The following is a 19,793-nucleotide window of genomic DNA, read 5'->3' on the forward strand; positions in this document are numbered from 1 at the left end:
GGATGCTGTCACCCGTAGAGTTCGAACGGCAGCAGATGATGAGCACCGAGGGCGTCTAGAAAACTCGGGGCTATTCAGAAGGCATTCCCGTGAAGGTGAAAAATCGGGCACCGGAATATGCTTCGATGCCACTCCCATTCGCATTCAAATGCGAGAAGTTTCGGCCATAGCCAAGGATATGCATACCGTCGCCGCTAGGACTAACTTCGACGTAGCCCTTTCCGGCGAAGTCGCCGCGCACCCATCGATTGGCAATGTCAGACAAGCCGTTGCCCTCAATATCGTCGAGATCGCAACCTTGAACGTGGCCGCCACGACCATCTGGCCCAAGGGCAAGACCAATACCCGAAAAGAACCCGTTGCCGCTTTCAAAGGCAGCAACGGCCTCATCGAATGTGCAAAGGTGCTGGCGATCAAGAGGGCTGTCGAGCACTCCCTGTCGCCGCTTGCCAGTGACGTAGTACGGAACTTTACGCAGCTTACCACCCGAAGAACCGCTCGGCTCGCTTTTCCAAAGTAGCCAAATCGGTTGCGCTTGAAGCTCCGCGAGAATGCCTACGGCTGGGGATGAAAATGACGGAGTAGAGTCTTGCTCAGCCATGCTGAACCTCCTCTGGCTTAAAGCTGCCCGATTTGCGCTGCGGAATCCGCCCGTCGATGCGGGAACCCGGCAACCCTTCCTGATCGTGCGTGAACGCGTTCACAGGGCGGTTTGCGGGGCGAATAGGGCGGGACTTTTTAGGGGACGGCGTGATCGCAAACGACCTGCTGCAATCCGATACTGAGACACGTCGAGCGTGAGCAGCAGCTAAAGCTCCAGAAGCGAACCTCATGGCTCAGCAGCCCTCATCAATCAGGCGATGAAGACTGGCAGCTAGTACAACCGTGCGCCTGCCAATTTTCCGAACTTCCAGTCTGCCCTCATTTACCAAAGCGTAGAGCTTGGTTCGGCCAAGCGAGGAAACCCGGCAAGCATCGTGAATAGTGTATCCTAGTGGTTCAGGGTTTGAGGAAAACATTGAGGTCACTCCAATTGCGAATCATCGGAGTCCTCTTTTGCTCAAACTGGCGCCCGTTTGACGGGAACGAGAAAATTCAAATTTTTCCCCTAGTCCCTTCGATTTCCGCGCAGCTCCTCATCTGCGTCTGGCAGCTTGTCCAATATGTCCTGCCATTCGGCATTACGCTCGCTGCCCTCAAAGCAGTATTTTCGAAGATGATTTTCAAGGCTGCGCCACTTGTCGGTATATGCTTTTTGCAATGAACTGGCCTTCAGCGGTCGACCTGAATAGTGGTCTGCCATGAAGCGAGCGGCTTTGCTCGAGGCGTCTTCCATGGTTGCGCCAGTCGAACGCAGATTCGCCATCAAGGTGAGTGCCTGGCTCTTGGCAGTTTCTCGATCGATTTGATCTGCCGTGCCCTTGAACTGCTCACCAATAAAGCGCCGACGCGCGACATCTGCCACCAACGCTGCAAGGGCCGGTGGAGGCTCGATCCCAGCGGTCGAGCATAAATAGACTGCGCCATCAACGTAGAACGGGTTTCGGCTCTCGACCCACTGAGCCGCAAACGAAGCGACCGTTTGGCCCAGCGCAATATCTCCGCAGTAGAATTTCATTTCTAGCTGGATCATTTCCCAAACTTTGAGGCGTTCGGGGCAAGGACGTTCACACTTTTCGGCAATCCGCCATGTGTTACGAATCTTTTTTCGCCAATATTCGAGTTGATCCTCCTGATCTTCGGTCAAATTTTTCAAAGCAAGACCTCATATTCAGCCGCCCAAACCCAACGACACAACTCCTGTTTGAACGTTATTAAGCAAACATAAAAACGATGCCGCATTAGGACGAGCGCACCCGGTCAGGTGACTGCACCCCGCCGGCATTCGTCCAGATAATCGCTCCACCATTGCGCCATGCGGACACGCTCATCCCAATATAGGCCGCGATGGTAGGCGCCGCGCGTTGCATTGCTCTCGCCGTGGGCAAGTGCACGCTCGATCGCATCGGGGTTCCACAGACCGCTCTGGTTGAGCAGCGTCGATGCAGTAGCGCGCAGTCCATGTGCGGTAACTTCGTCCTTGTCGAAGCCCATGCGCCGGAAAGATGCATTCATCGTGTTCTCGCTCATTGGCCGCGAGTGTCCATAGGCCGAGGGGAATACATATTTCCCAGACCCGCTCATTTCATGCAGTTCTAGGAGCATGTCTTTCACCTGCCGCGACAGCGGCACAGCGTGGGGCCGCCGGGCCTTCATCTTGGCGGCAGGCAAGTTCCAGATGCCTGCCTCAAGATCGAACTCGGACCATTCGGCATGACGCAATTCACCCGGTCTGACGAAGACATGCGGGGCAATCTGAAGGGCAGCCTTGGTGACGGGGCCTCCAGTGAACACCTCAATGGCGCGAAGCAGCTCGCCCAGCTTGGCGGGTTCGAGGATGGCCGCGTAGTGCTTTGCCTTGGGTGTGGTTAGCGCACCTTTGAGGAGATGGGCAGGATCTGAGCTGCATCGCCCGGTCGCGGCAGCGTACCTGAACACCCGACTAGCGAAAGATCGGCACTTCTTGGCCGTCTCATAACGTCCGCGCATCTGGACGCGCATCAGAGCGGCCAGCAGCATTTGCTGATCGACCTCAGCGATCGGCATAGTGCCGATGGCAGGCTCGAGCTGCTCAAGAAACCAATGCGCCTTGCTGACCGTCGCTTTGGCGCGAGCCTCTCCGACCATTTTCGTTTCGATGTATTCGCGCGCTACCGCAGCGAAGGTGTTCGCCGCGCTGATCTTGGCGGCGACCTTGCCGCGCTTACGTTCAAGAGCGGGGTCCATGCCGCTGAGCAGTATTGCCTTCTCTTCGTCACGCTTCGCTCGAGCATCTTTGAGCGAGACAGTGGGATATGCCCCCAGAGCTAGGCGCTTTTCCTTGCCCCCAACGCGGAACTTCCAGCGCCAGAGCTTCGAGCCGTTAGGGAAGACTTCAAGATACAGCCCGCCGCTGTCAGCCTTGCGGTAGTTCTTCTCACGCGGCTTTAATGCCCTGATTTCGGTGTCTTTCAGTGCCATCTGGGGGCACCGAAATTCGCGCAATCGGGGCATTTTGGGGCATATTCCCCCTCTGATGCCCCCAAGGACGAGCGATTTTTGACGGACATACGCGAATGCTCCCGAACGCTTCGGAGCAATTTATCCCAGATTTCCGTGGTTTTCTCAAGCGTTCGCGAACATTGACGAACGGGAAAATGGTGCCCAGAAGAGGACTCGAACCTCCACGACCTTGCGATCGCCGCCACCTGAAGACGGTGCGTCTACCAATTCCGCCATCTGGGCACACATGGCAGTCGATCATCTTGGTTCGACCGCCGGGTAGGGGCGGGCCGATAGCGATTGCAGGGGTGGCATGTCAATTGCAATCGTCATCGGTTTTCATGCTTGATGGCCGCAGAGCTTGCGAGCGCGGGCCGCTTGGGGCAAGGGCGTTCCATCCGAACAGCAAGGAATCGAAGCGAGCGACAATGGCGGCACACAAGGCACTTGAGGGAAAACTGGTGGTGCTGATGGGCGGGAGCGGGTTTCTCGGCCAGCATGTCGCCGAGGCGCTGTTGTCGCGTGGTGCACGCGTCAAGGTCGTCAGTCGACATCCCGAAAAAGCCTATCGACTCAAGCCACTCGCCAACCTTGGCCAAATCCAGTTCCTTCGCGGCAATGTGGCCATCCGCGATTCCGTGGTCGGAGCGATTGCGGGAGCGGATGCGGTGGTCAATCTTGTCGGCAGCTTTACCGGCAACATCGATCAGGTGATGGGCACAAGTCCGGGCTGGATGGCCGAAGCTGCCAGCGCAACAGGCGCCGGTGCCTTCGTCCATGTCAGCGCCATCGTCCCCGATAGCCACGAGGGCATAGGATACGCGCAAGCCAAGCGGCACGGCGAAGATGCCGTGCGCTCGGGTTTCGACAAGGCGACCATCATCCGACCTTCGCTGATTTTCGGTCCGAACGGCGGAATTTCGGAATTGTTCGGAAAGCTGATCGAGACCTTCCCGGTGATCCCGGTGTTCGGGCCTGACGCAAGGGTCCAGCCAGTCTACGTCGTCGATATCGCCCGCGCGATTGTCCATGCGCTGGAAAACCCCGGCGACTGCGGCGGCAAGATTTACGAGCTCGGGGGTCCTGAGCAGATCACCATGATGGCGCTCAATCGCCAGATCGCAGCGGCGCAACGCCGCAAGCGGGTGTTCCTTGCCATGCCGGATGAGCTTTCGAGCCTGTTCGCGAGCCTGCCAGGAACGCCGATGAGCCGCGATCAATGGGCGCTGCTGAAGGGCGGTAACGTGGTTTCAGGCAAGCATCCCGGCTTCAAGGAGATCGGCGTTGCGCCGAAGCCGCTTGGGCTGTTTCTGGACAGCTGGATGCAGCGCTATCGCAAGCACGGACGCTTCAACAAGCCTCAAACCGAAGGCTGAAACCGGCTGCCCGCTACGGGCGCAGAAAGTGTCAGCTTTCTTCGGGCCGGCTTTCGATTTGCGGCGTTGCAGGTTCCACCAACAGTTGCGACCCGCGATGGCCGGTTATGCGGACCCGCTGGCCGCTGGCGACATCGGGTCCAAGAGCGATCCATTCGCTATCGCCCACACGCACCCTGCCCGATCCGCCGTCGATCGCCTGGGTTACGACTGCAGTCTCGCCCATCAGCCGACCGAGGCGATTGTTGAGCAGCGGATCGCTGCTGACGATCGGTGAGTCCGACAGGAAGCGGCGCGCCGAATAGGCAAAGATCAGCGACAGGAAAACGAAACTGACGATCTGCATTGCCGCGGGCGGATCGCCGACGAACACGAGCAGCCCGGTCGCCAGCGCGGCAAGCGCCAGCCAGATCAGATAGACTCCCGGTACGACCAGTTCGAGCAAGGCCAGCACAAGCCCCACCGCGATCCATATCCAATAGGTTTCGATACCGTCCATCAGACTGCGTGTCTCATCGCTTGTTGCCGGTGGTCGGGACGCCGGTGGGCGACTGTTCGCGCTGGCGTGGCAGAGGGGTGCCCGTGTTCACCGTCCCCCTCACCTCGCCAAAAGTATCGCGCACCAGTTCGCCGATGCCGCCAAGCGAGCCGATCAACTGGGTCGCCTCGACCGGGAACAGGATCGTCTTGGCATTGGGGCTGTCAGCGAACTTGGCCACCGCCTTGGTGTATTCCTGCGCGATGAAGTAATTGATCGCCTGATTGCCCGAGGTTGCGATGGCGTTGGAAACCGCTTCCGTCGCCTTGGCTTCGGCTTCGGCTTCGCGCTCGCGCGCTTCTGCACTGCGGAAAGCGGCTTCGCGCTGACCTTCCGCCTTGAGGATGGCGGATTGCTTTTCGCCCTCGGCGCGCAGGATGCGGCTGGCGCGCTCGCCTTCCGCCTCGAGGATTTCGGCGCGCTTCAGCCGTTCGGCCTTCATTTGCCGCGCCATCGCCTCGGAAATGTCGATCGGCGGGCGAATGTCCTTGATCTCGACCCGGGTAATCTTGATCCCCCAGGGTGAGGTCGCATGATCGACCACCGACAGGAGCCGCGCATTGATGTCGTCGCGCTTGGACAGGGTCTCGTCGAGGTCCATCGAACCCATCACGGTGCGCAAGTTGGTGGTGGTGATCGCCATGATCGCGCCGTAGAGATTATGCACCTCGTAAGCGGCCTTGCCCGCATCGAGCACCTGGAAGAACACCACTGCGTCGACGCCGACCATGGCGTTGTCGCGGGTGATGATCTCCTGCCCCGGGATGTCCAGCACCTGCTCCATCATGTTGATCTTGTGCCCGACCCGCTCGAAGAACGGCACCAGCAGATGAAGGCCCGGATCGGCCGATTTGGTGAATTTTCCGAACCGCTCGATGGTGTAGACATAGCCTTGCCGGACGACCTGCACCGCCGACATCAGGAACACCACCAGAACCGCCAGCAACAGAACGGCTGCAATCAAACCCCCGGACATCACTATCTCCCTATGATCCGGAGCGATGGTAGCGGGTGGAGAGCCGAACCGGAAGCGAAACCGGTCCTGAGATGTCAGAGATTCACCTTGTACATCTCCAGCAGCTGCTGCCAGGCACGTTCCGCCTGCGCTTGGTTGTAGCTGGGGGAATCGGGCACAGTCCATCCATGGTCGGCTGGATAGACGGCAATCTCGGCCTGTGCCCCGGTCGCTTCGGCTGCGCTCTTCAGCAAATTCTTGTCGTCGGGAGCCTTGGCATCGTCGTTCTCCGCGATCAGCACGAGGTAATGCGCCTTGGGGTTCTTAGCGAACATCGTCTGCGGCCCATCGGGTTCGTCCTTGCGCACCAGCCCCGCGCCATGGAAGCTCGCCGCCGCGCCAGCCCGCTCGGGCGCCGCGCCCGCGCCCCACAGGGCGAAACTGCCGGTCATGCAATATCCCTGCGTGCCGAGCTTGCGCGCCGTGTCGACAGTATCCTGTTTGTCCAGCCAAGCAAACGCGGCTGCTGCATCGCGCATCACACTGTCTGGGGTGAATTTATCGCGCCACGGCTTTACTTTCTTGAAGCCGTCATTGCCCGCGAAATCGGCGAAATCGGCGAACTGCTGACCGTGCACGTCGCGATAGTACGGGTTAGCTAGCAACACTGTATAGCCAGCCGCGGCCAGTCGCTTGGCCATCTGCCTGTTCGCCGGCCGAATGCCGGCAATGTCCGGCCAGAACAGCACGCCGGGTGCCTTTCGACCGGTACGGGAAAACAAAACGCCGTCGAGTGTGCCGTCGGCGGTCGGGATATCAACCGCACTTTCCTCGACATCGTCATCGGGCTGATTGGTTTGGCTCGCCTTTCCGCCAGTCCCGCCAGCGGCGCAGGCTGCGAGCGTACTGGCGGCACCGAAGACGCCAAGCTGCCGCCGGGTCAATACCGCAGCGCCCCAATGTTCAAGCTCGGACTCTTCGCACATCGTCATGTCTCCCAGGATGTTGCTCGTCCCGTCCGCGTTTCACACTAGTGACCTGAAAGCGCCGCACAAGGGCGATGGACAAGAATAATACCCTGGGGCAGGATACTGATCCGAGATCGGGGCGAACCCCGGCAAAGGGGAGAGTGACATGAGGAAAGGCATCTTCGCGGTCTTGGCTGCGGGTTCACTGGCTGCGTGCAGCATGGCATCGGACCCAGGGTCAAGCGCGGACCAGTCCCGCCTGGCTACACAGGGCGTCACCGATGCACTGATCGCCCGCGGCCCCGGCAATGAATGGCTGACTTATGGTGGCGGACCGAACGAACAGCGATTCTCACCTCTCGACCAGATCAACGCCGAAAATGTCGGTCAGCTCAAACTCGCCTGGTATGCCGATCTTGACACCGCGCGGGGGCAGGAAGCGACCCCGCTGATGCATGACGGCACTTTGTTCGTCACCACCGCATGGTCGATGGTCAAGGCCTATGATGCGACGACAGGCAAGCTCAAATGGGCCTACGACCCGCAAGTCCCGCGCGAAACGCTGATCCGGACCTGCTGTGACGCGGTCAATCGCGGGGTCGCGCTATACGGCGACAAGGCCTTTGTCGGTACGCTGGACGGCAGGCTAGTGGCGCTCGATCAGAAGACCGGCAAGGTCTTGTGGTCGAAAACAGTCGTGCCCGACCAGAAGAGCTATACTATCACCGGTGCACCGCGGATCGCCAAGGGGCTGGTGCTGATCGGTTCGGGCGGTGCGGAATATCGCGCGCGCGGTTATCTTGCTGCCTATGATCCCGACACCGGGGCGCGCAAATGGATCTTCCACACCGTGCCAGGCAATCCCGCCGACGGGTTTGAAAATGCCGCCATGGAGAAAGCCGCCGGGACCTGGGCAGGCGACTGGTGGAAGCTGGGCGGTGGCGGCACCGTGTGGGATTCGATCACCTATGATCCGCAGACCGGCCTCGTCTATTTCGGCACCGGCAATGCCGAGCCATGGAATCCGGCGGCTATGGACCGAGGCGACGGCGACAGCCTCTACACCGGCTCGATCGTCGCAGTGGATGCGGCAACGGGTCAGTATCGCTGGCATTTCCAGGAAACGCCTGAGGACCGCTGGGATTTCGATAGCGATGCGCAGATCACCGTCGCCGACCTGACGATCGGTGGCAAGCAGCGCCATGTGATACTCCACGCACCCAAGAACGGCTTCGTCTATGTGTTAGACGCCAGGACTGGCGAATTCCTGTCCGGCAAGGGATATGTCCCGCAGAACTGGACGTCCGGGCTCGACAAGAATGGTCGCCCGGTGATCCTTGCCGAAGCGCGTTACGAAAAGACCGGCAAGCCCTTCCTTGGTACACCCGGCGCGATGGGTGCGCACAGCTGGCAACCGATGAGTTTTTCGCCCAAGACCGGGCTGCTCTATATCCCGACCAACTACACCTCACAGGCCTATCTTGCCGAAAAGGACTGGGAGCCCAGCGCAATAGGGTTTCAGGTCGGTCTCGATGCAGGCAGCGTCGCCATGCCAGCCAACAAGGCGGTGCGGGCAGCTTTCGCCAAGCAGTATACTGGCGCCCTCGTGGCATGGGACCCGGTGAAGCAGGAAAAGCGGTGGTCCATCCCCTACCCCGGCCCATGGAACGGCGGCACGTTGGCAACGGCAGGCAATCTGGTATTTCAGGGTACGGCCAAGGGTGGCGTTCGCGCCTACAGCGCCGACAATGGCAAACAGCTATGGACTTTCCCGGCGCAAACCGGGGTCATCGCTGCACCGATGACCTACAGCATCGATGGCACACAATATGTCGCGGTGCTAGCCGGTTGGGGCGGTGTTTACGATCTTGTCGCGGGCGTACTGCATGACAAGTCGGGGCCGGTCCGCAATGTCAGCCGCCTGCTGGTGTTCAAGCTTGGCGGGACCGCGAAACTGCCGCCTGCGCCGTCGCTCAATCAGGTCGTGCTCGACCCGCCCGCCTTCAAGGGTACGGCAGCGCAGGTCGCAAGGGGTTCACAGCTATACGGACGCTATTGCAGCGTCTGCCATGGCGATGCCGCCGTCGGCGGATCGCTGGTACCTGATCTGCGCCGATCCGGCGCCATCGCCAGTCCCGACGCGATCAGAGCGATTGTGATCGACGGTGCATTGAAGCACAACGGGATGGTCAGCTTCGCCTCGGCGATCAAGCCCGAGGGGGCGGAAGACATCCGTCAATACATCATCAAACGCGCGAACGAAGATGCGGAACTGGCAAAGCAGGGCAAGGCGGCCAAGCGATAGGATAGCCTCGCCCTCAGGCAGCGATCGGAGACGGATGGTCGCTTTCGAAGCGGATGGCCTTGAAGCCGATATTGCGCAAGGCATCGACCACTGCATCGCGTTCCGACCGGCGCAAAGCCGGGGCCGTGGGCAGCACCTTGACCTTGGCATCGAGGAGGATGAACCCTCCGCTCATCACCTTGCGCATGGCCTTGACCAGCGCATATTCCAAATAGCGCGGATCGGCGATCAGCTTTCCTTGCGCCGAAAAGGGTATTTCCGATTTGAAGTCGACGAATCGACCCGAGCGGCGGTCTGCGACCTGCACGCGATCGGGATATATCCCCAGTTCGAAATCGATACGAAACAGCATGGCGTAACTTCTGGATCGCTCCCGTATTGCGCGTGTTTTATAACACGAGGCAGGGGGTGCGGTTCCTGAATATTAACCATAATTCATCGCATTATTAAATACGACTATCGCAATTTCTATGGCGTTCATGCACTTAATGCGCGCATTCGTATAAACGATGCTGATCGTCGTGCAGCTGTAATCTTTATGAATCGTGCGAATTCCAAACGTCGGCACGCATCGCTCTTTTTTTGGCGCAGTCAGTCTGATTCCTTCGCCAACACATGCAGCGTAGCGATAAAGGATGGAACGCCTCCGCTGGTCATGATCGCATAGAAACGGCCGTTGTCATGAGCTTTTTGCCATAGCTTCCGGTCCGTCCCTGCCTGCCATCCGTTGGCGGATTTGATGGCATAGAATGTTGCGGCGGTGCCGGCATGGAAGGCAGGGACGAGGCCCAGATCCGTCTGCAACGCGGCAGCGATGCCGGAATCGGGCTGCGGGGGAATTATGCCGCAGCCCTGGCGCGTCTCGCCTGCACTGATCGAATCTTCCACGCGCAGTACCAGTGGGCCGTTGTCTGTCGATTTGTAGCGCTGCGTCGCGGGATCGAAATGCGCCGGTGCACCCGCCACACCGCTCTGCCATCCTTCGCGATCGGCTTGAGCCAGGATCGCCTGCGCCGATTGGCTGGACAGGCAGAAATGATCGAAATCTGCGACCACCGGATCGGTGACGGTCGCTGCAGCGAGCGCGAGCAATGCAATCATCGGTATCTCCGCTGAGGTAATCCGTACATCGGTTGCCGCCCTACCGACGCGTAAGGGCGCTTTCGCATTCCTGCATCAACTGCGCGATGATGTCGGCAACCGGCTCTTCGGCCTTGACCATGCCGACCGACTGGCCCGCCATCAGCGATCCGTTCTCGACATCGCCATCGATCACCGCGCGGCGCAGCGCACCGGCCCAGTAGTGCTCGATCTGCAATTGCGCTTCGGCCATGGCGACTTCCTCGCGGTCGAGCGAACCCATGACCTCGCGCTGCTTGGCAGTGAATGCTTCGGTACCCTTGTTGCGCAGCGCGCGCACCGGGATCACCGGCAAACGCGGATCGAGCTGAACGCTGGTTATGGCATCGCGCGAGTTCGCGCGAAAGAATGCCTTCTTGAAATCGGGGTGCGCAATGCTCTCGGTCGCACAGGCAAAGCGCGTGCCGAGCTGGACGCCGCAGGCCCCCATCTCGAGATAGCCGGCGATCGCCTCTCCCCGACCGATCCCCCCCGCGACGAACACCAGATGCTCGGCGGCCAGCTCGGGTAGCATTTCCTGCGCCAGCACGCTGGTCGAAACCGGGCCGATATGGCCGCCCGCCTCCATCCCCTCGATCACGAGAGCATCCGCGCCAGACCGCAGCAGTTTCTTTGCCAGCGCCAGCGTCGGCGCAAAGCAGATTACCTTGGCGCCACCCGCCTTGATCGCCTCGACGCTGCCTTTGGGCGGGATGCCGCCCGCGAGCACGACATGGCCGACGCCATGCTGGGTGCAGACATCGATCAGATCGAACAATTGCGGATGCATGGTGATGAGGTTGACGCCGAAGGGCTTGTCGGTCAGCGACTTGGTCCCTGCAATCTCGCCGTCGAGCAGATCGGGCGTCATCGCCCCGCAGGCAATCACGCCGAACCCGCCGGCATTGGAGATCGCGGAGACGAGATTGCGCTCGGATACCCAGCTCATTGCGCCGCACAGGATGGCGTATTGCGAACCGAGGAAGTCACAGCCGCGCTGCATCAGCGTGGCACTCTTGGAATAGCTGTTCATCGCGCGGCGATAGAAAGGCGAAGGCCGAACGGCAAGTGGGTGATGCCTACAAGTCCATCCAGCCGCCCTCTCCTCCGCCGATAGGATCGGCGGGCGGGATCGGGGTCGCACGTGGCAGATCCTTGGCCAGCGCCGCGCGCTGCTTGGGATCGAGCAATCGGCGCGACAGGCTGGCCGCCCATGCACGCGAGGCGGCATCGCCCCGGTCCTTGGCCAATGCCGCACCAATATCGTCGAGCTTCTGGTCGATGGCGGCGGCGACTTCAGGGGTCGTCGTCCTGTTTGCCGCGACCGAAGCCAACATGGTGATGGTGCGATAGGCAATGCGGCGCGCCAGCGCGTCATCGTGACGGTCGATGGCGCGCGCGGTGAGCCGGTCGAGGATTTCTTCGACGCCCAGCATCGACCCATCCTGCGCGTGCTGCGCCGATACGCGGTCGAGCCGCGCTGGCGCCAGCAGCGATCCGAGCGTGATCTCCGCCGCCGCATCGGCGGCGACCAACGGATCGAACAGCGGGCTGCGTTCACCGGCAAAAATCTCGATATCGAACTGGCGGTTGTCCGACCCGTTGCGCGGCGAGGACAGCAGCGGCACCAGCCGCGCGGGTACGCGCAACGCCTCGGGAGACAGCGTCGCCAGCAGCGCGTCGAGCGCGGCGCGCTGGTCGGCTGCGGGGACTGGCAACGCGCGTTCCCGTTCGCCGCCCTTGACCGCATAGGAGAAGTCGCCCCCGCCGATCGCCTTTGCCGCAGCCACAACCTCATAGCGGGTGAGCAGCCAGATCGGGACGAAGCGGCGGCGCAGATTGGCCATCGGTTCGCCCGGCGCGAGCGCGCCAAGCCCGAATTGCGCAATTGCGGCCTGACGCACGCTCATCATCCGGGTGAGTTCGGCGGTGGGGTTCGCGCCATCGTCCCACAAGCCACCCCAGCGCTGCGCGGTGTCCGGAGCGCGCGCATCGCCGTCCTGCACATAGCGCAGCCCGCTGGTGACCACGGCGGCGGCCTTTGCGCGCGCGGTGGCCTCGTCCGGCTCGCCATAGAGCCAGTCGACCGTTGCCATGTCCCAGTTGCCCACGCCCACGCCATAGGCGTCGCTGAGGTCAGGCTTGCCATCGACCAGCCCGATCCGCGGTGGCGGATAATCCATCACCGAGGCGCGATCCTGCGTACTGGCGGCAAAATTATGCGCGAAGCCGAGTGTATGACCGACTTCGTGCGCGGCGAGCTGGCGCAGCCGGGCGAGCGCCACCTGCACCGGATCGTTCGGATCGCCGGTATTGAGCCTGTCCGCCCCCACCAGCCCTTCGAAAATCTGAATGTCCTGCCTTGCGCGGAGCGAGCCAAGCACGACCATGCCCTTGACGATCTCACCGGTGCGCGGATCGACGATCTCCTGCCCGTAGGACCAGCCGCGCGTCGCCCGGTCGTCCCAGTTGACGACATTGTAACGCACGTCGAGCGGATCGATGTTCTTGGGCAGAACCTTGACCTCGAAGGCGTCGATATAACCGGCGGCGGTGAACGCCCGTTTCCACCAGCTGACCCCATCGATCAGCGCCTGCCGGATCGGTTCGGGCGCGCGATTGTCGATGTAATAGACGATCGGTTGCTTCACCCGCGACGGCGCAGGGCCGGGATTGACCTTCTCCAGCCGGAAGCGATTGGCGAAATCGCGAACCACGTCTTCACCCAGCGGCGCAGCGAAATCGACCACTTGCGTCGCAAAGCCACCGATACGCGGATCGAACGCGCGCGGGACGAATCCCGGTCCGGGCAGCTTCACGAAGCTGGAATGGACGGTGAAGCTGACCTGCCGCGGATCGGGCGCGATGTTTGCCACCTCGTCGCCCGGCCTGTCCGAAGCGAATGTCTGGATCGCGTCGACCTCGACATTGTCGGGGAAGACCTTGACCGAGGCAGGCACCGCCGCACTCAACTTGTCGGCGAGCTTGAACCCCGCCCCCGCCCCTTGCGGATTGTCGCCGGTGCCCATGGTGTCGCTGCTCTGGTTGAGCGAGTCCGCGATTCCCAGCGTGTCGGACGCGAGGAAGCCCGAGATGTCGACGACATAGCTGCCATCGGGCAGGGTTTCGGCGATGTCGCCCATCCACACGGTCGAGGTGGCGAAATCGCCGCTGCCGCGCGGATCGCTCTGCTCGGCGCCCGTTGCACGGAAGCGCGGGTTCTCGAACTGGATGGCGACTTTCTTGCCCAGTCGCCGGAATGCGATGATCTGCGTATTGCCGACCCGCCCACGGTCGAGGAAGGTCGGTGCTGCGCCAAGCCCGGTCCTGAGCGCGGTCGAGTAGAGATAGCGCGCCGACACCCCGTCATCGCCCGGCGCGGGCAGGGTCATCAGGATACGCCCGCCGTCAACGTCGACATGGACCGGCATCAGCCCCTGATGCGCATCGGTATGGGCGAACACCGCATCAGCGGGCTTGGGGGCAGGCGTGGGTACGGCTGCCGCCGGAGCAGCCAGCGCCAGCAGGCTCGCGAAAGTCACAAATTGCCGCATGATGTCCCCGTTATTCAATGTCCCCGACGATGCTCCCGCCGCGCCTTCTGCGCAATCCCTTCAGGCCGCCTCGTCCTTTGCATCCAGCCCATAGGCGGTATGGAGCACACGCACCGCAAGTTCCGTCTCGTCCTCGTCGATGAGGACCGAAACCTTGATTTCGCTGGTCGTGATCGCCTGGATATTGATCCCGCGTTCGGCCAGCGCCCGGAACATGTTGCTGGCAACGCCCGCATGGCTCTTCATCCCCACGCCGACTACGCTGATCTTTGCGATCTTGCTGTCGGTGATGATGCGGTTGAAGCCGATATTGCCGCGCTGGTCCTCCAGCAGAGCCTGCGCGCGGGCAAGGTCCGCCTGCGGCACGGTGAAGGTGACGTCGGTCTCGCCCTTGTCGCGCCCGACGTTCTGGATGATCATGTCGACGTTGATCGACGCCTTGGCGAGCGGCTCGAAGATATTCGCCACTGCACCGGGCCGGTCGGGCACGCGGGTGAGGATGATCTTGGCTTCGTTCTTGTCATGCGCGATGCCGGTTACGTGTTGGCGTTCCATTTCGCCCTTCTCCACCAATTCGTTCATTTCCTCCTCCGACACGATCATCGTGCCGGGGAGCGCGTCTGCGGGGGTCGCATTGTCATCGACGAAGCTGGAGAGGACCTGCACCCTCACGCCCTCCTTCATGGCCAGCCCGACCGAGCGGGTCTGGAGCACCTTGGCCCCGACGCTCGCCAGTTCGAGCATTTCCTCATAGGTCACTGCTTTCAGCTTGCGGGCCTTGGCGACGATGCGCGGGTCGGTGGTGTAGACACCGTCGACGTCGGTGTAGATGTCGCAGCGATCGGCCCCAATCGCGGCCGCGACCGCGACCGCCGACGTGTCCGATCCGCCGCGGCCCAGCGTGGTAATCCGGCCGTCCCCGGACAAGCCCTGAAAGCCGGGAATGACGGCGATTTCGCCGCGCCCGAGGCTTTCGAGCAGCGCTTCGCTGTCGATGTCCTCGATGCGGGCCTTGGCATGCGCCTCGATCGTATGGACCGGCAATTGCCAGCCAAGCCAGCTGCGTGCCTTGCATCCCAGTGACTGGAGCGTGAGTGCGAGCAAGCCGCTGGTAACCTGCTCGCCGCTGGCCACCACCACATCGTATTCGGCCGGATCGTAAAGCGCGTTGGCCTCGCGGCAGAAATTGACGAGGCGGTCGGTTTCGCCCGCCATTGCGGAAACCACCACCGCAACTTCGTCGCGCGTGCCATCGGGTTTGAGCGCGGCCTGCTTGCGCACGATATTCGCGACGCGCCGGATGCGCTCGGTCCCGGCCATCGAGGTGCCGCCGAATTTCATCACGATCCGCGCCAAGGAATGAGCCTCCTGCTGGTAAGTGCAACCGGGCGCTGTTAGGGAGCGCGCATGGGCGATGCAACCGTATCAAAAGCAACCATCCGTGCCGAAGAGGCCGAACATTTCGGTCGTCTGGCTTCCGAGTGGTGGAACCCGAAGGGCAGTTCGGCAATGCTGCACCGGATGAATCCGGTTCGGCTGGGCTATATCAGGACCGCAATCGACACGCATTTTCAGACGGATAGCACCGATCTCAAGCCGTTGGCGGCCAAGACTGCGCTGGATGTCGGATGCGGCGCGGGGCTGCTGTGCGAACCGCTCGCACGGCTCGGAGCGCAGGTTACCGGCGTCGATGCGGCGCCAGAAAATATCGCTGCGGCACAGGCCCATGCGCTGGGCAGCGGGTTGGCGATCGATTACCGCTCGGGGGATCTTGCAGCGCTCGACCTCGGCCAGTTCGATCTGGTCACCGCGATGGAAGTGCTCGAACACGTCGCCGACAAGCCTGCTTTCCTTGCCGCGCTTGCCGCGAGCCTGAAACCGGGCGGGCTGTTGGTCCTGTCCACCCCCAACCGCACGCCGAAGAGCAGATTGCTGCTCGTCGGCGCCGCCGAAGCCGTCGGCGCGATCCCGCGCGGTACGCATGACTGGGACGATTTCGTGACGCTCGATGAACTGGACAAGCTGTTCGGCGAAGCCGGGCTGAAGCGCGATGAGACGCGCGGCATCTGCTTTTCGCCGCTGAAGGGTTTTCACCTGACGGACGATCTTTCGCTCGACATTATCTGCGCTGCACGGCACGGCTGACCCGCTATGGCGAAGCTGTCCGAACTCAAACCGCGTCCCGAGGACGAAAGCTTCCTGCGGCGCGTGTTCCTGCTGGTGTTCGTCGGAACACTGCTGACAGTCATCGTCTACACGCATGAACTGTTGCTACTGGCATTCGGCGCGCTGCTGGTCGCGCTGTTGCTGCAAGTAGTGCGCAATTTTTTTCAGCGACGGCTCAAGCTCGGGGAATCGCTCGCGCTGACGCTGGCGACGCTGCTGCTTCTCGCGGTGCTGGGGCTGATCGGTTACCTGTTCTACGCCGAGCTTGCCCACCAGACCGAAATGCTCGGGCGGGAATTGCCGCGCGCGTGGCAATCGATGCAGTCGCGGCTGGAGACCGGCGCAATTGGACGGCTCTTGCTGAGTTCGCTCCAGAACCGCTCGACGGTTACCTTCATCACCAATGAGATCGGCTCGATCACCAAGGGCTCCGCGCTGGTCCTGTTCAATCTCATCATCGTGATCTCTGCCGGGGTCTATTTCGCCGCCGACCCGAAGCGCTATCGGCGCGGGCTCGCGATGCTCAGCCCCAAATCCTATCGCCCGCTGGTCGACTGCACGCTGGGCGAGATCGGCGTCGCTCTCAAGCTGTGGCTGATTACTCAGTCTGTTTCGATGGTGGTGATGGGCGGCCTTTTCGCCCTCGGCCTTTACTGGTCGGGCGTTCCTGCGTGGGGCGCGCTGGGGCTGCTGGGCGGCCTCGCCGAGTTCATTCCCTATGTCGGTCCGATCGTTGCCATGCTCCCGGCATTCCTGCTCGCCGCCGCCGGGCAGGGATCGCTGTTCGGCGTGTTCATGACCTATGGCCTCGCGCGGATCGTGCAGGCGAATATCGTCACGCCGCTGGTAACGGGCCGCGTGGTTTCGGTCCCGCCGGGATGGTACATCTTCCTGATCCTGGGTTCAGGCTATGTCTTCGGTACCTTCGGCCTGTTCTTTGCCGGGCCGCTGGCCATCGCCGCCTACACCGCCTGGCTGGCACTCTATTCACGCGCGACCCTGGGCGACGAGGTCGATATGCCGGGCGGAAACAATCGCGCGAACGCGGACACCGAGGCTCAATAGTCCGGCAGGGTGAAATCGTCGGTCATCCCTGCGCCAAGGATCGGTCTGGACAGGAATGGCACCGCAGCGAGCAGCGTCGCCGCTTCGCGCAGGCCCACGCCCCACCAACTCTTCGGCGCGAAGAAGCCCTTTAGCCGTAGCGCACTCGCCTGCTTCTTCGCCAGATAGGCCTGCAAGCGCTGCTCATAGGCGGCAAAGGCGCGCGCATGATCGCCGTTCGCGTTGTGCAGCTCTCCCGCCAGCACATAGGCCTCGGTCATGGCGAGCCCGGTCCCCTCGCCCGCCAGCAAAGTCAGACAGGCTGCCGCGTCGCCAAGCAATGCGACACGCCCTTTGGCCCAGTGCGGCATGTATATCTGGCCAAGCTTGTCGAAATAGAGCGGCCCCGAATCTTCCAGCGCCGCGAGGATCGCATCGCATTCCCATCCTGTGCCGCCGAATATCCGCCGTAACGTCGTGCGCGCATCGTCGTCGTTCTGCGGTTCACGCTCGATCAGGCTGTCGGCAAACACGAACAGCACCATGGTGGTATCGTCCTTCAGGCTCGCGCGGCTGATCTGTCGGTTGGGGCGGGTGAACTGGACATAGGCCAGCTCGTCGCGCGGGCGGTATCCCTTGAGCGTTGCGGCGGCGACATGTAGCCCCAAAGGACGCTCGAACTGCTCCTGCGGCCCAAAGGCCATCGAACGGACTGCCGAATGCAACCCATCGGCCCCGACCAGCAGGTCGAACTCTTCATGCGAGCCGTCAGACAACGCGACCGACACCCCCTCCCCGCTTTCCTCATATCCAGTAACGGTAGTGCCGAAGCGCGTTTCGATCCCGTGACACGCATCAAGGATCGCAGCGGCCAGATCGCTGCGGGCGATGCTGAGATAATCGCCTCCTGCGATCTCCACGAACACGCTGGCGTCGATGGCGGCGGTCCTCATTCCACGCAGAGTATGCGATTCGAGCCGTTCGATGATGTAGCCGTCCTCGCGCAAGCGCGGGATCAGCCCCATCTTCCCTGCCACGCGATAGCCCGAGCCCCAGAAGTCGATGATATAGCCGCCGTCGCGAAAACCCTCGGCGCGTTCGAACAGTACCGGCTCATGGCCGTATTTCCTCAGCCACCAGGCCAGCGTCGGCCCGGCAATACCGCAGCCGTTAATCGCAACACGCATCCTCAGTCTCCGGCTGTCTTGGACGTCATCTCCTGCTTCGGGACCGCGCCCGGATCGTCCGTGAACACACCATCGACGCCCGCTTTCCTGAGCGCGGCAAAGGCGGCGGCGAAATCGCCGGTGCCGTTGGGATTGCTCCCCCGGCGCAGCATCGGCGGCAGGAAGGCGTTTTCCTTGCGCAAGGTCCATGCGTGAACCTTTAGGCCCGCAGAATGGGCGCGTGCGATGAGATCGGTGGGCTTGCCGTCAGGCGTGAACAGCAACCGCATATCCACCCCTATGACGCTCGCATATTGGGCGATATCCTTGAGGCCTGCGTCCGACAACATCGAGGCATAGGTGACGCCCGGCTCATCCGCCGGACCACCTTGCGCCTCGATCAATTGCACCAGCGGCAACGGCACCAGCTTGTGGAGCCTTTTCAGGGGACCGACTTCGAAACATTGGATGAAAACCGGTGCCCCTTCGTGATCCAGTCCCGCCTTCTTGAGCGCAGTGACCAGCAGGTCCACGCTGTCGATCCCGTCTGTCTGGAGCAGGAAAGTCGGGTGCTTGAGCTCGGGATAGATGCCGATGGTCCGCCCGGTTTCGGCTTCCTTCGCCTTCACCAGTTTGACGATCTCGGCAAACGTGGGGATCTGATAGAGCCCGTCGAAGCGCGCATTGGCGGGACGGACGCCGGGAATGCGTTCCTTTGCGCGCAGCGTCCGCAGTTCGGCGAGCGTAAAGTCCTCGGCAAACCAGCCGCTCACCAACCTTCCGTCGACTTCCTTGGAGCGGCGGCGGTCGGCGAATTCCGGATGGTCGGCGACATCGGTGGTACCGCCGATCTCGTTCTCGTGCCGGGCGACCAGCACCAGATCCTTGGTCACGACAAGGTCCGGCTCGATATAATCGGCCCCTTCGTCGATTGCGCGTTCATACCCTTCCAGCGTGTGCTCGGGCCGTTCGCCCGCCGCACCGCGATGGCCGATGACCAGCATATGATCCGCCGCCATCGCCGCCACGCCGGGAACGACGAGCGCGAGGGCGGTCAACGCCGCCAGCAGCGTCGCAATCAACCGCCTCAGCAAAACGCGTTCTCCCATTCGCTCTGGGTGAAGCCGACCAGCACGCGCTGCCCATCGGCATGTTCGGCCACCGGGCGCTTGATCATGCTGGGATGCGCTTCCATCAGTTTGAGCGCCTTGGCCCGGTCGATATCGGCTTTGTCATCCTCGGGCAGCTTGCGGAAGGTCGTACCGCGACGGTTGAGCAGGCATTCCCAGCCGCATTCATCGGCCCAAAGCGCAAGCTTGGCAGGGTCCGCGCCTTCCTTCTTGTAGTCGTGAAAATCATAGTCGAGGCCATTCGCCTCCAGCCATTTGCGCGCCTTCTTGATCGTGTCGCAATTGGGGATGCCGTAGATTTGGATCGTCACGCGGGAAGTCCTAAAATATGGAACACATGGAACACGGTCCTGAAGCAAAAAAGCGCCGAGTCCGCAAAGGCGTGGAACGC

Annotated in this window: 19 protein-coding genes and 1 tRNA gene; 4 read left to right on the plus strand and 16 right to left on the minus strand. The window is 61.9% G+C overall.

The features are described from left to right. Positions 1 to 70 precede the first annotated feature (70 nt). The 5 genes from GRI58_RS04660 to GRI58_RS04680 all read right to left on the minus strand — a co-directional run bounded on the left by GRI58_RS04660 (position 71) and on the right by GRI58_RS04680 (position 3,324). Positions 71 to 601: a hypothetical protein gene (locus GRI58_RS04660; protein ID WP_160752428.1), complete on the minus strand. Its 531-nt coding sequence runs from the start codon at positions 599 to 601 to the stop codon at positions 71 to 73. Positions 602 to 836: 235 nt separating this feature from the next. Beyond that, entirely contained in the window at positions 837 to 1,019 is a 183-nt protein-coding gene (locus GRI58_RS04665) for a helix-turn-helix domain-containing protein (protein ID WP_160752650.1), read from the minus strand. 89 nt (positions 1,020 to 1,108) lie between these two features. Further along, complete coding sequence (locus GRI58_RS04670) at positions 1,109 to 1,756, minus strand: hypothetical protein (RefSeq protein ID WP_160752429.1); 648 nt, start codon at positions 1,754 to 1,756, stop codon at positions 1,109 to 1,111. Between the two features lie 104 nt (positions 1,757 to 1,860). Beyond that, positions 1,861 to 3,060: a tyrosine-type recombinase/integrase gene (locus GRI58_RS04675; protein WP_160752430.1), complete on the minus strand. Its 1,200-nt coding sequence runs from the start codon at positions 3,058 to 3,060 to the stop codon at positions 1,861 to 1,863. Positions 3,061 to 3,237: 177 nt separating this feature from the next. Further along, positions 3,238 to 3,324 (minus strand) — tRNA-Leu (locus GRI58_RS04680). 185 nt (positions 3,325 to 3,509) lie between these two features. Between GRI58_RS04680 and GRI58_RS04685 the strand changes: the two genes are divergently transcribed. Further along, positions 3,510 to 4,457 carry a complex I NDUFA9 subunit family protein gene (locus GRI58_RS04685; protein WP_160752431.1) on the plus strand — a complete coding sequence of 316 codons (948 nt, stop codon included), beginning with the start codon at positions 3,510 to 3,512 and terminating at the stop codon, positions 4,455 to 4,457. A gap of 31 nt (positions 4,458 to 4,488) precedes the next feature. On the opposite strand, the gene GRI58_RS04690 is transcribed toward GRI58_RS04685, so the two are convergent. From GRI58_RS04690 to GRI58_RS04700, 3 genes are all read right to left on the minus strand, one after another. Next, positions 4,489 to 4,956, minus strand: coding sequence for an NfeD family protein (locus tag GRI58_RS04690; RefSeq protein WP_337190880.1), 468 nt, complete (start codon positions 4,954 to 4,956; stop codon positions 4,489 to 4,491). A 13-nt stretch (positions 4,957 to 4,969) separates the two neighbouring features. Further along, entirely contained in the window at positions 4,970 to 5,971 is a 1,002-nt protein-coding gene (locus GRI58_RS04695) for an SPFH domain-containing protein (RefSeq protein WP_160752432.1), read from the minus strand. Positions 5,972 to 6,045: 74 nt separating this feature from the next. Next, complete coding sequence (locus GRI58_RS04700; protein ID WP_160752433.1) at positions 6,046 to 6,936, minus strand: dienelactone hydrolase family protein; 891 nt, start codon at positions 6,934 to 6,936, stop codon at positions 6,046 to 6,048. A 148-nt stretch (positions 6,937 to 7,084) separates the two neighbouring features. Between GRI58_RS04700 and GRI58_RS04705 the strand changes: the two genes are divergently transcribed. Beyond that, positions 7,085 to 9,223, plus strand: coding sequence for a PQQ-dependent dehydrogenase, methanol/ethanol family (locus tag GRI58_RS04705; RefSeq protein WP_160752434.1), 2,139 nt, complete (start codon positions 7,085 to 7,087; stop codon positions 9,221 to 9,223). Positions 9,224 to 9,236: 13 nt separating this feature from the next. Here the strand turns inward: GRI58_RS04705 and GRI58_RS04710 are convergent, their stop codons facing one another. The 5 genes from GRI58_RS04710 to GRI58_RS04730 all read right to left on the minus strand — a co-directional run bounded on the left by GRI58_RS04710 (position 9,237) and on the right by GRI58_RS04730 (position 15,252). Next, entirely contained in the window at positions 9,237 to 9,575 is a 339-nt protein-coding gene (locus GRI58_RS04710; RefSeq protein ID WP_160752435.1) for a hypothetical protein, read from the minus strand. 239 nt (positions 9,576 to 9,814) lie between these two features. Then, positions 9,815 to 10,324: a hypothetical protein gene (locus tag GRI58_RS04715; protein ID WP_160752436.1), complete on the minus strand. Its 510-nt coding sequence runs from the start codon at positions 10,322 to 10,324 to the stop codon at positions 9,815 to 9,817. Positions 10,325 to 10,364: 40 nt separating this feature from the next. After that, the gene (locus tag GRI58_RS04720) at positions 10,365 to 11,375 is read right to left on the minus strand and encodes an NAD(P)H-dependent flavin oxidoreductase (protein WP_160752437.1); all 1,011 of its coding nucleotides are present in this window, start codon (positions 11,373 to 11,375) and stop codon (positions 10,365 to 10,367) included. Between the two features lie 46 nt (positions 11,376 to 11,421). Next, entirely contained in the window at positions 11,422 to 13,896 is a 2,475-nt protein-coding gene (locus tag GRI58_RS04725; protein ID WP_202386808.1) for a zinc-dependent metalloprotease, read from the minus strand. Between the two features lie 60 nt (positions 13,897 to 13,956). Continuing rightward, positions 13,957 to 15,252: an aspartate kinase gene (locus GRI58_RS04730; protein ID WP_160752438.1), complete on the minus strand. Its 1,296-nt coding sequence runs from the start codon at positions 15,250 to 15,252 to the stop codon at positions 13,957 to 13,959. Positions 15,253 to 15,303: 51 nt separating this feature from the next. Here GRI58_RS04730 and ubiG point away from each other — a divergent pair, with 51 nt between their 5' ends. Together ubiG and GRI58_RS04740 are read left to right on the plus strand one after the other, a co-directional pair. Continuing rightward, positions 15,304 to 16,041 (plus strand): bifunctional 2-polyprenyl-6-hydroxyphenol methylase/3-demethylubiquinol 3-O-methyltransferase UbiG, encoded by a 738-nt coding sequence (gene ubiG / locus GRI58_RS04735; protein WP_160752439.1) that lies wholly within the window; start codon positions 15,304 to 15,306, stop codon positions 16,039 to 16,041. Positions 16,042 to 16,047: 6 nt separating this feature from the next. Beyond that, on the plus strand, positions 16,048 to 17,127 hold the full coding sequence (locus GRI58_RS04740) for an AI-2E family transporter (RefSeq protein ID WP_160752440.1): 1,080 nt from the start codon (positions 16,048 to 16,050) through the stop codon (positions 17,125 to 17,127). Here GRI58_RS04740 and GRI58_RS04745 read toward each other — a convergent pair. The 3 genes from GRI58_RS04745 to GRI58_RS04755 are packed head-to-tail and all read right to left on the minus strand — an operon-like array spanning position 17,121 to position 19,713. Further along, complete coding sequence (locus tag GRI58_RS04745) at positions 17,121 to 18,293, minus strand: FAD-binding domain (RefSeq protein WP_160752441.1); 1,173 nt, start codon at positions 18,291 to 18,293, stop codon at positions 17,121 to 17,123. The two genes, GRI58_RS04740 and GRI58_RS04745, sit on opposite strands and share 7 nt — an antisense overlap. A 2-nt stretch (positions 18,294 to 18,295) precedes the next feature. Beyond that, the gene (locus GRI58_RS04750) at positions 18,296 to 19,381 is read right to left on the minus strand and encodes a glycerophosphodiester phosphodiesterase (RefSeq protein WP_160752442.1); all 1,086 of its coding nucleotides are present in this window, start codon (positions 19,379 to 19,381) and stop codon (positions 18,296 to 18,298) included. Continuing rightward, positions 19,360 to 19,713 carry an ArsC family reductase gene (locus GRI58_RS04755; protein WP_160752443.1) on the minus strand — a complete coding sequence of 118 codons (354 nt, stop codon included), beginning with the start codon at positions 19,711 to 19,713 and terminating at the stop codon, positions 19,360 to 19,362. Before GRI58_RS04755 ends, GRI58_RS04750 begins: the two co-directional genes overlap by 22 nt. Between the last annotated feature and the right edge of the window lie 80 nt (positions 19,714 to 19,793).

Source organism: Qipengyuania algicida (assembly GCF_009828025.1).
GTDB lineage: Bacteria > Pseudomonadota > Alphaproteobacteria > Sphingomonadales > Sphingomonadaceae > Qipengyuania > Qipengyuania algicida.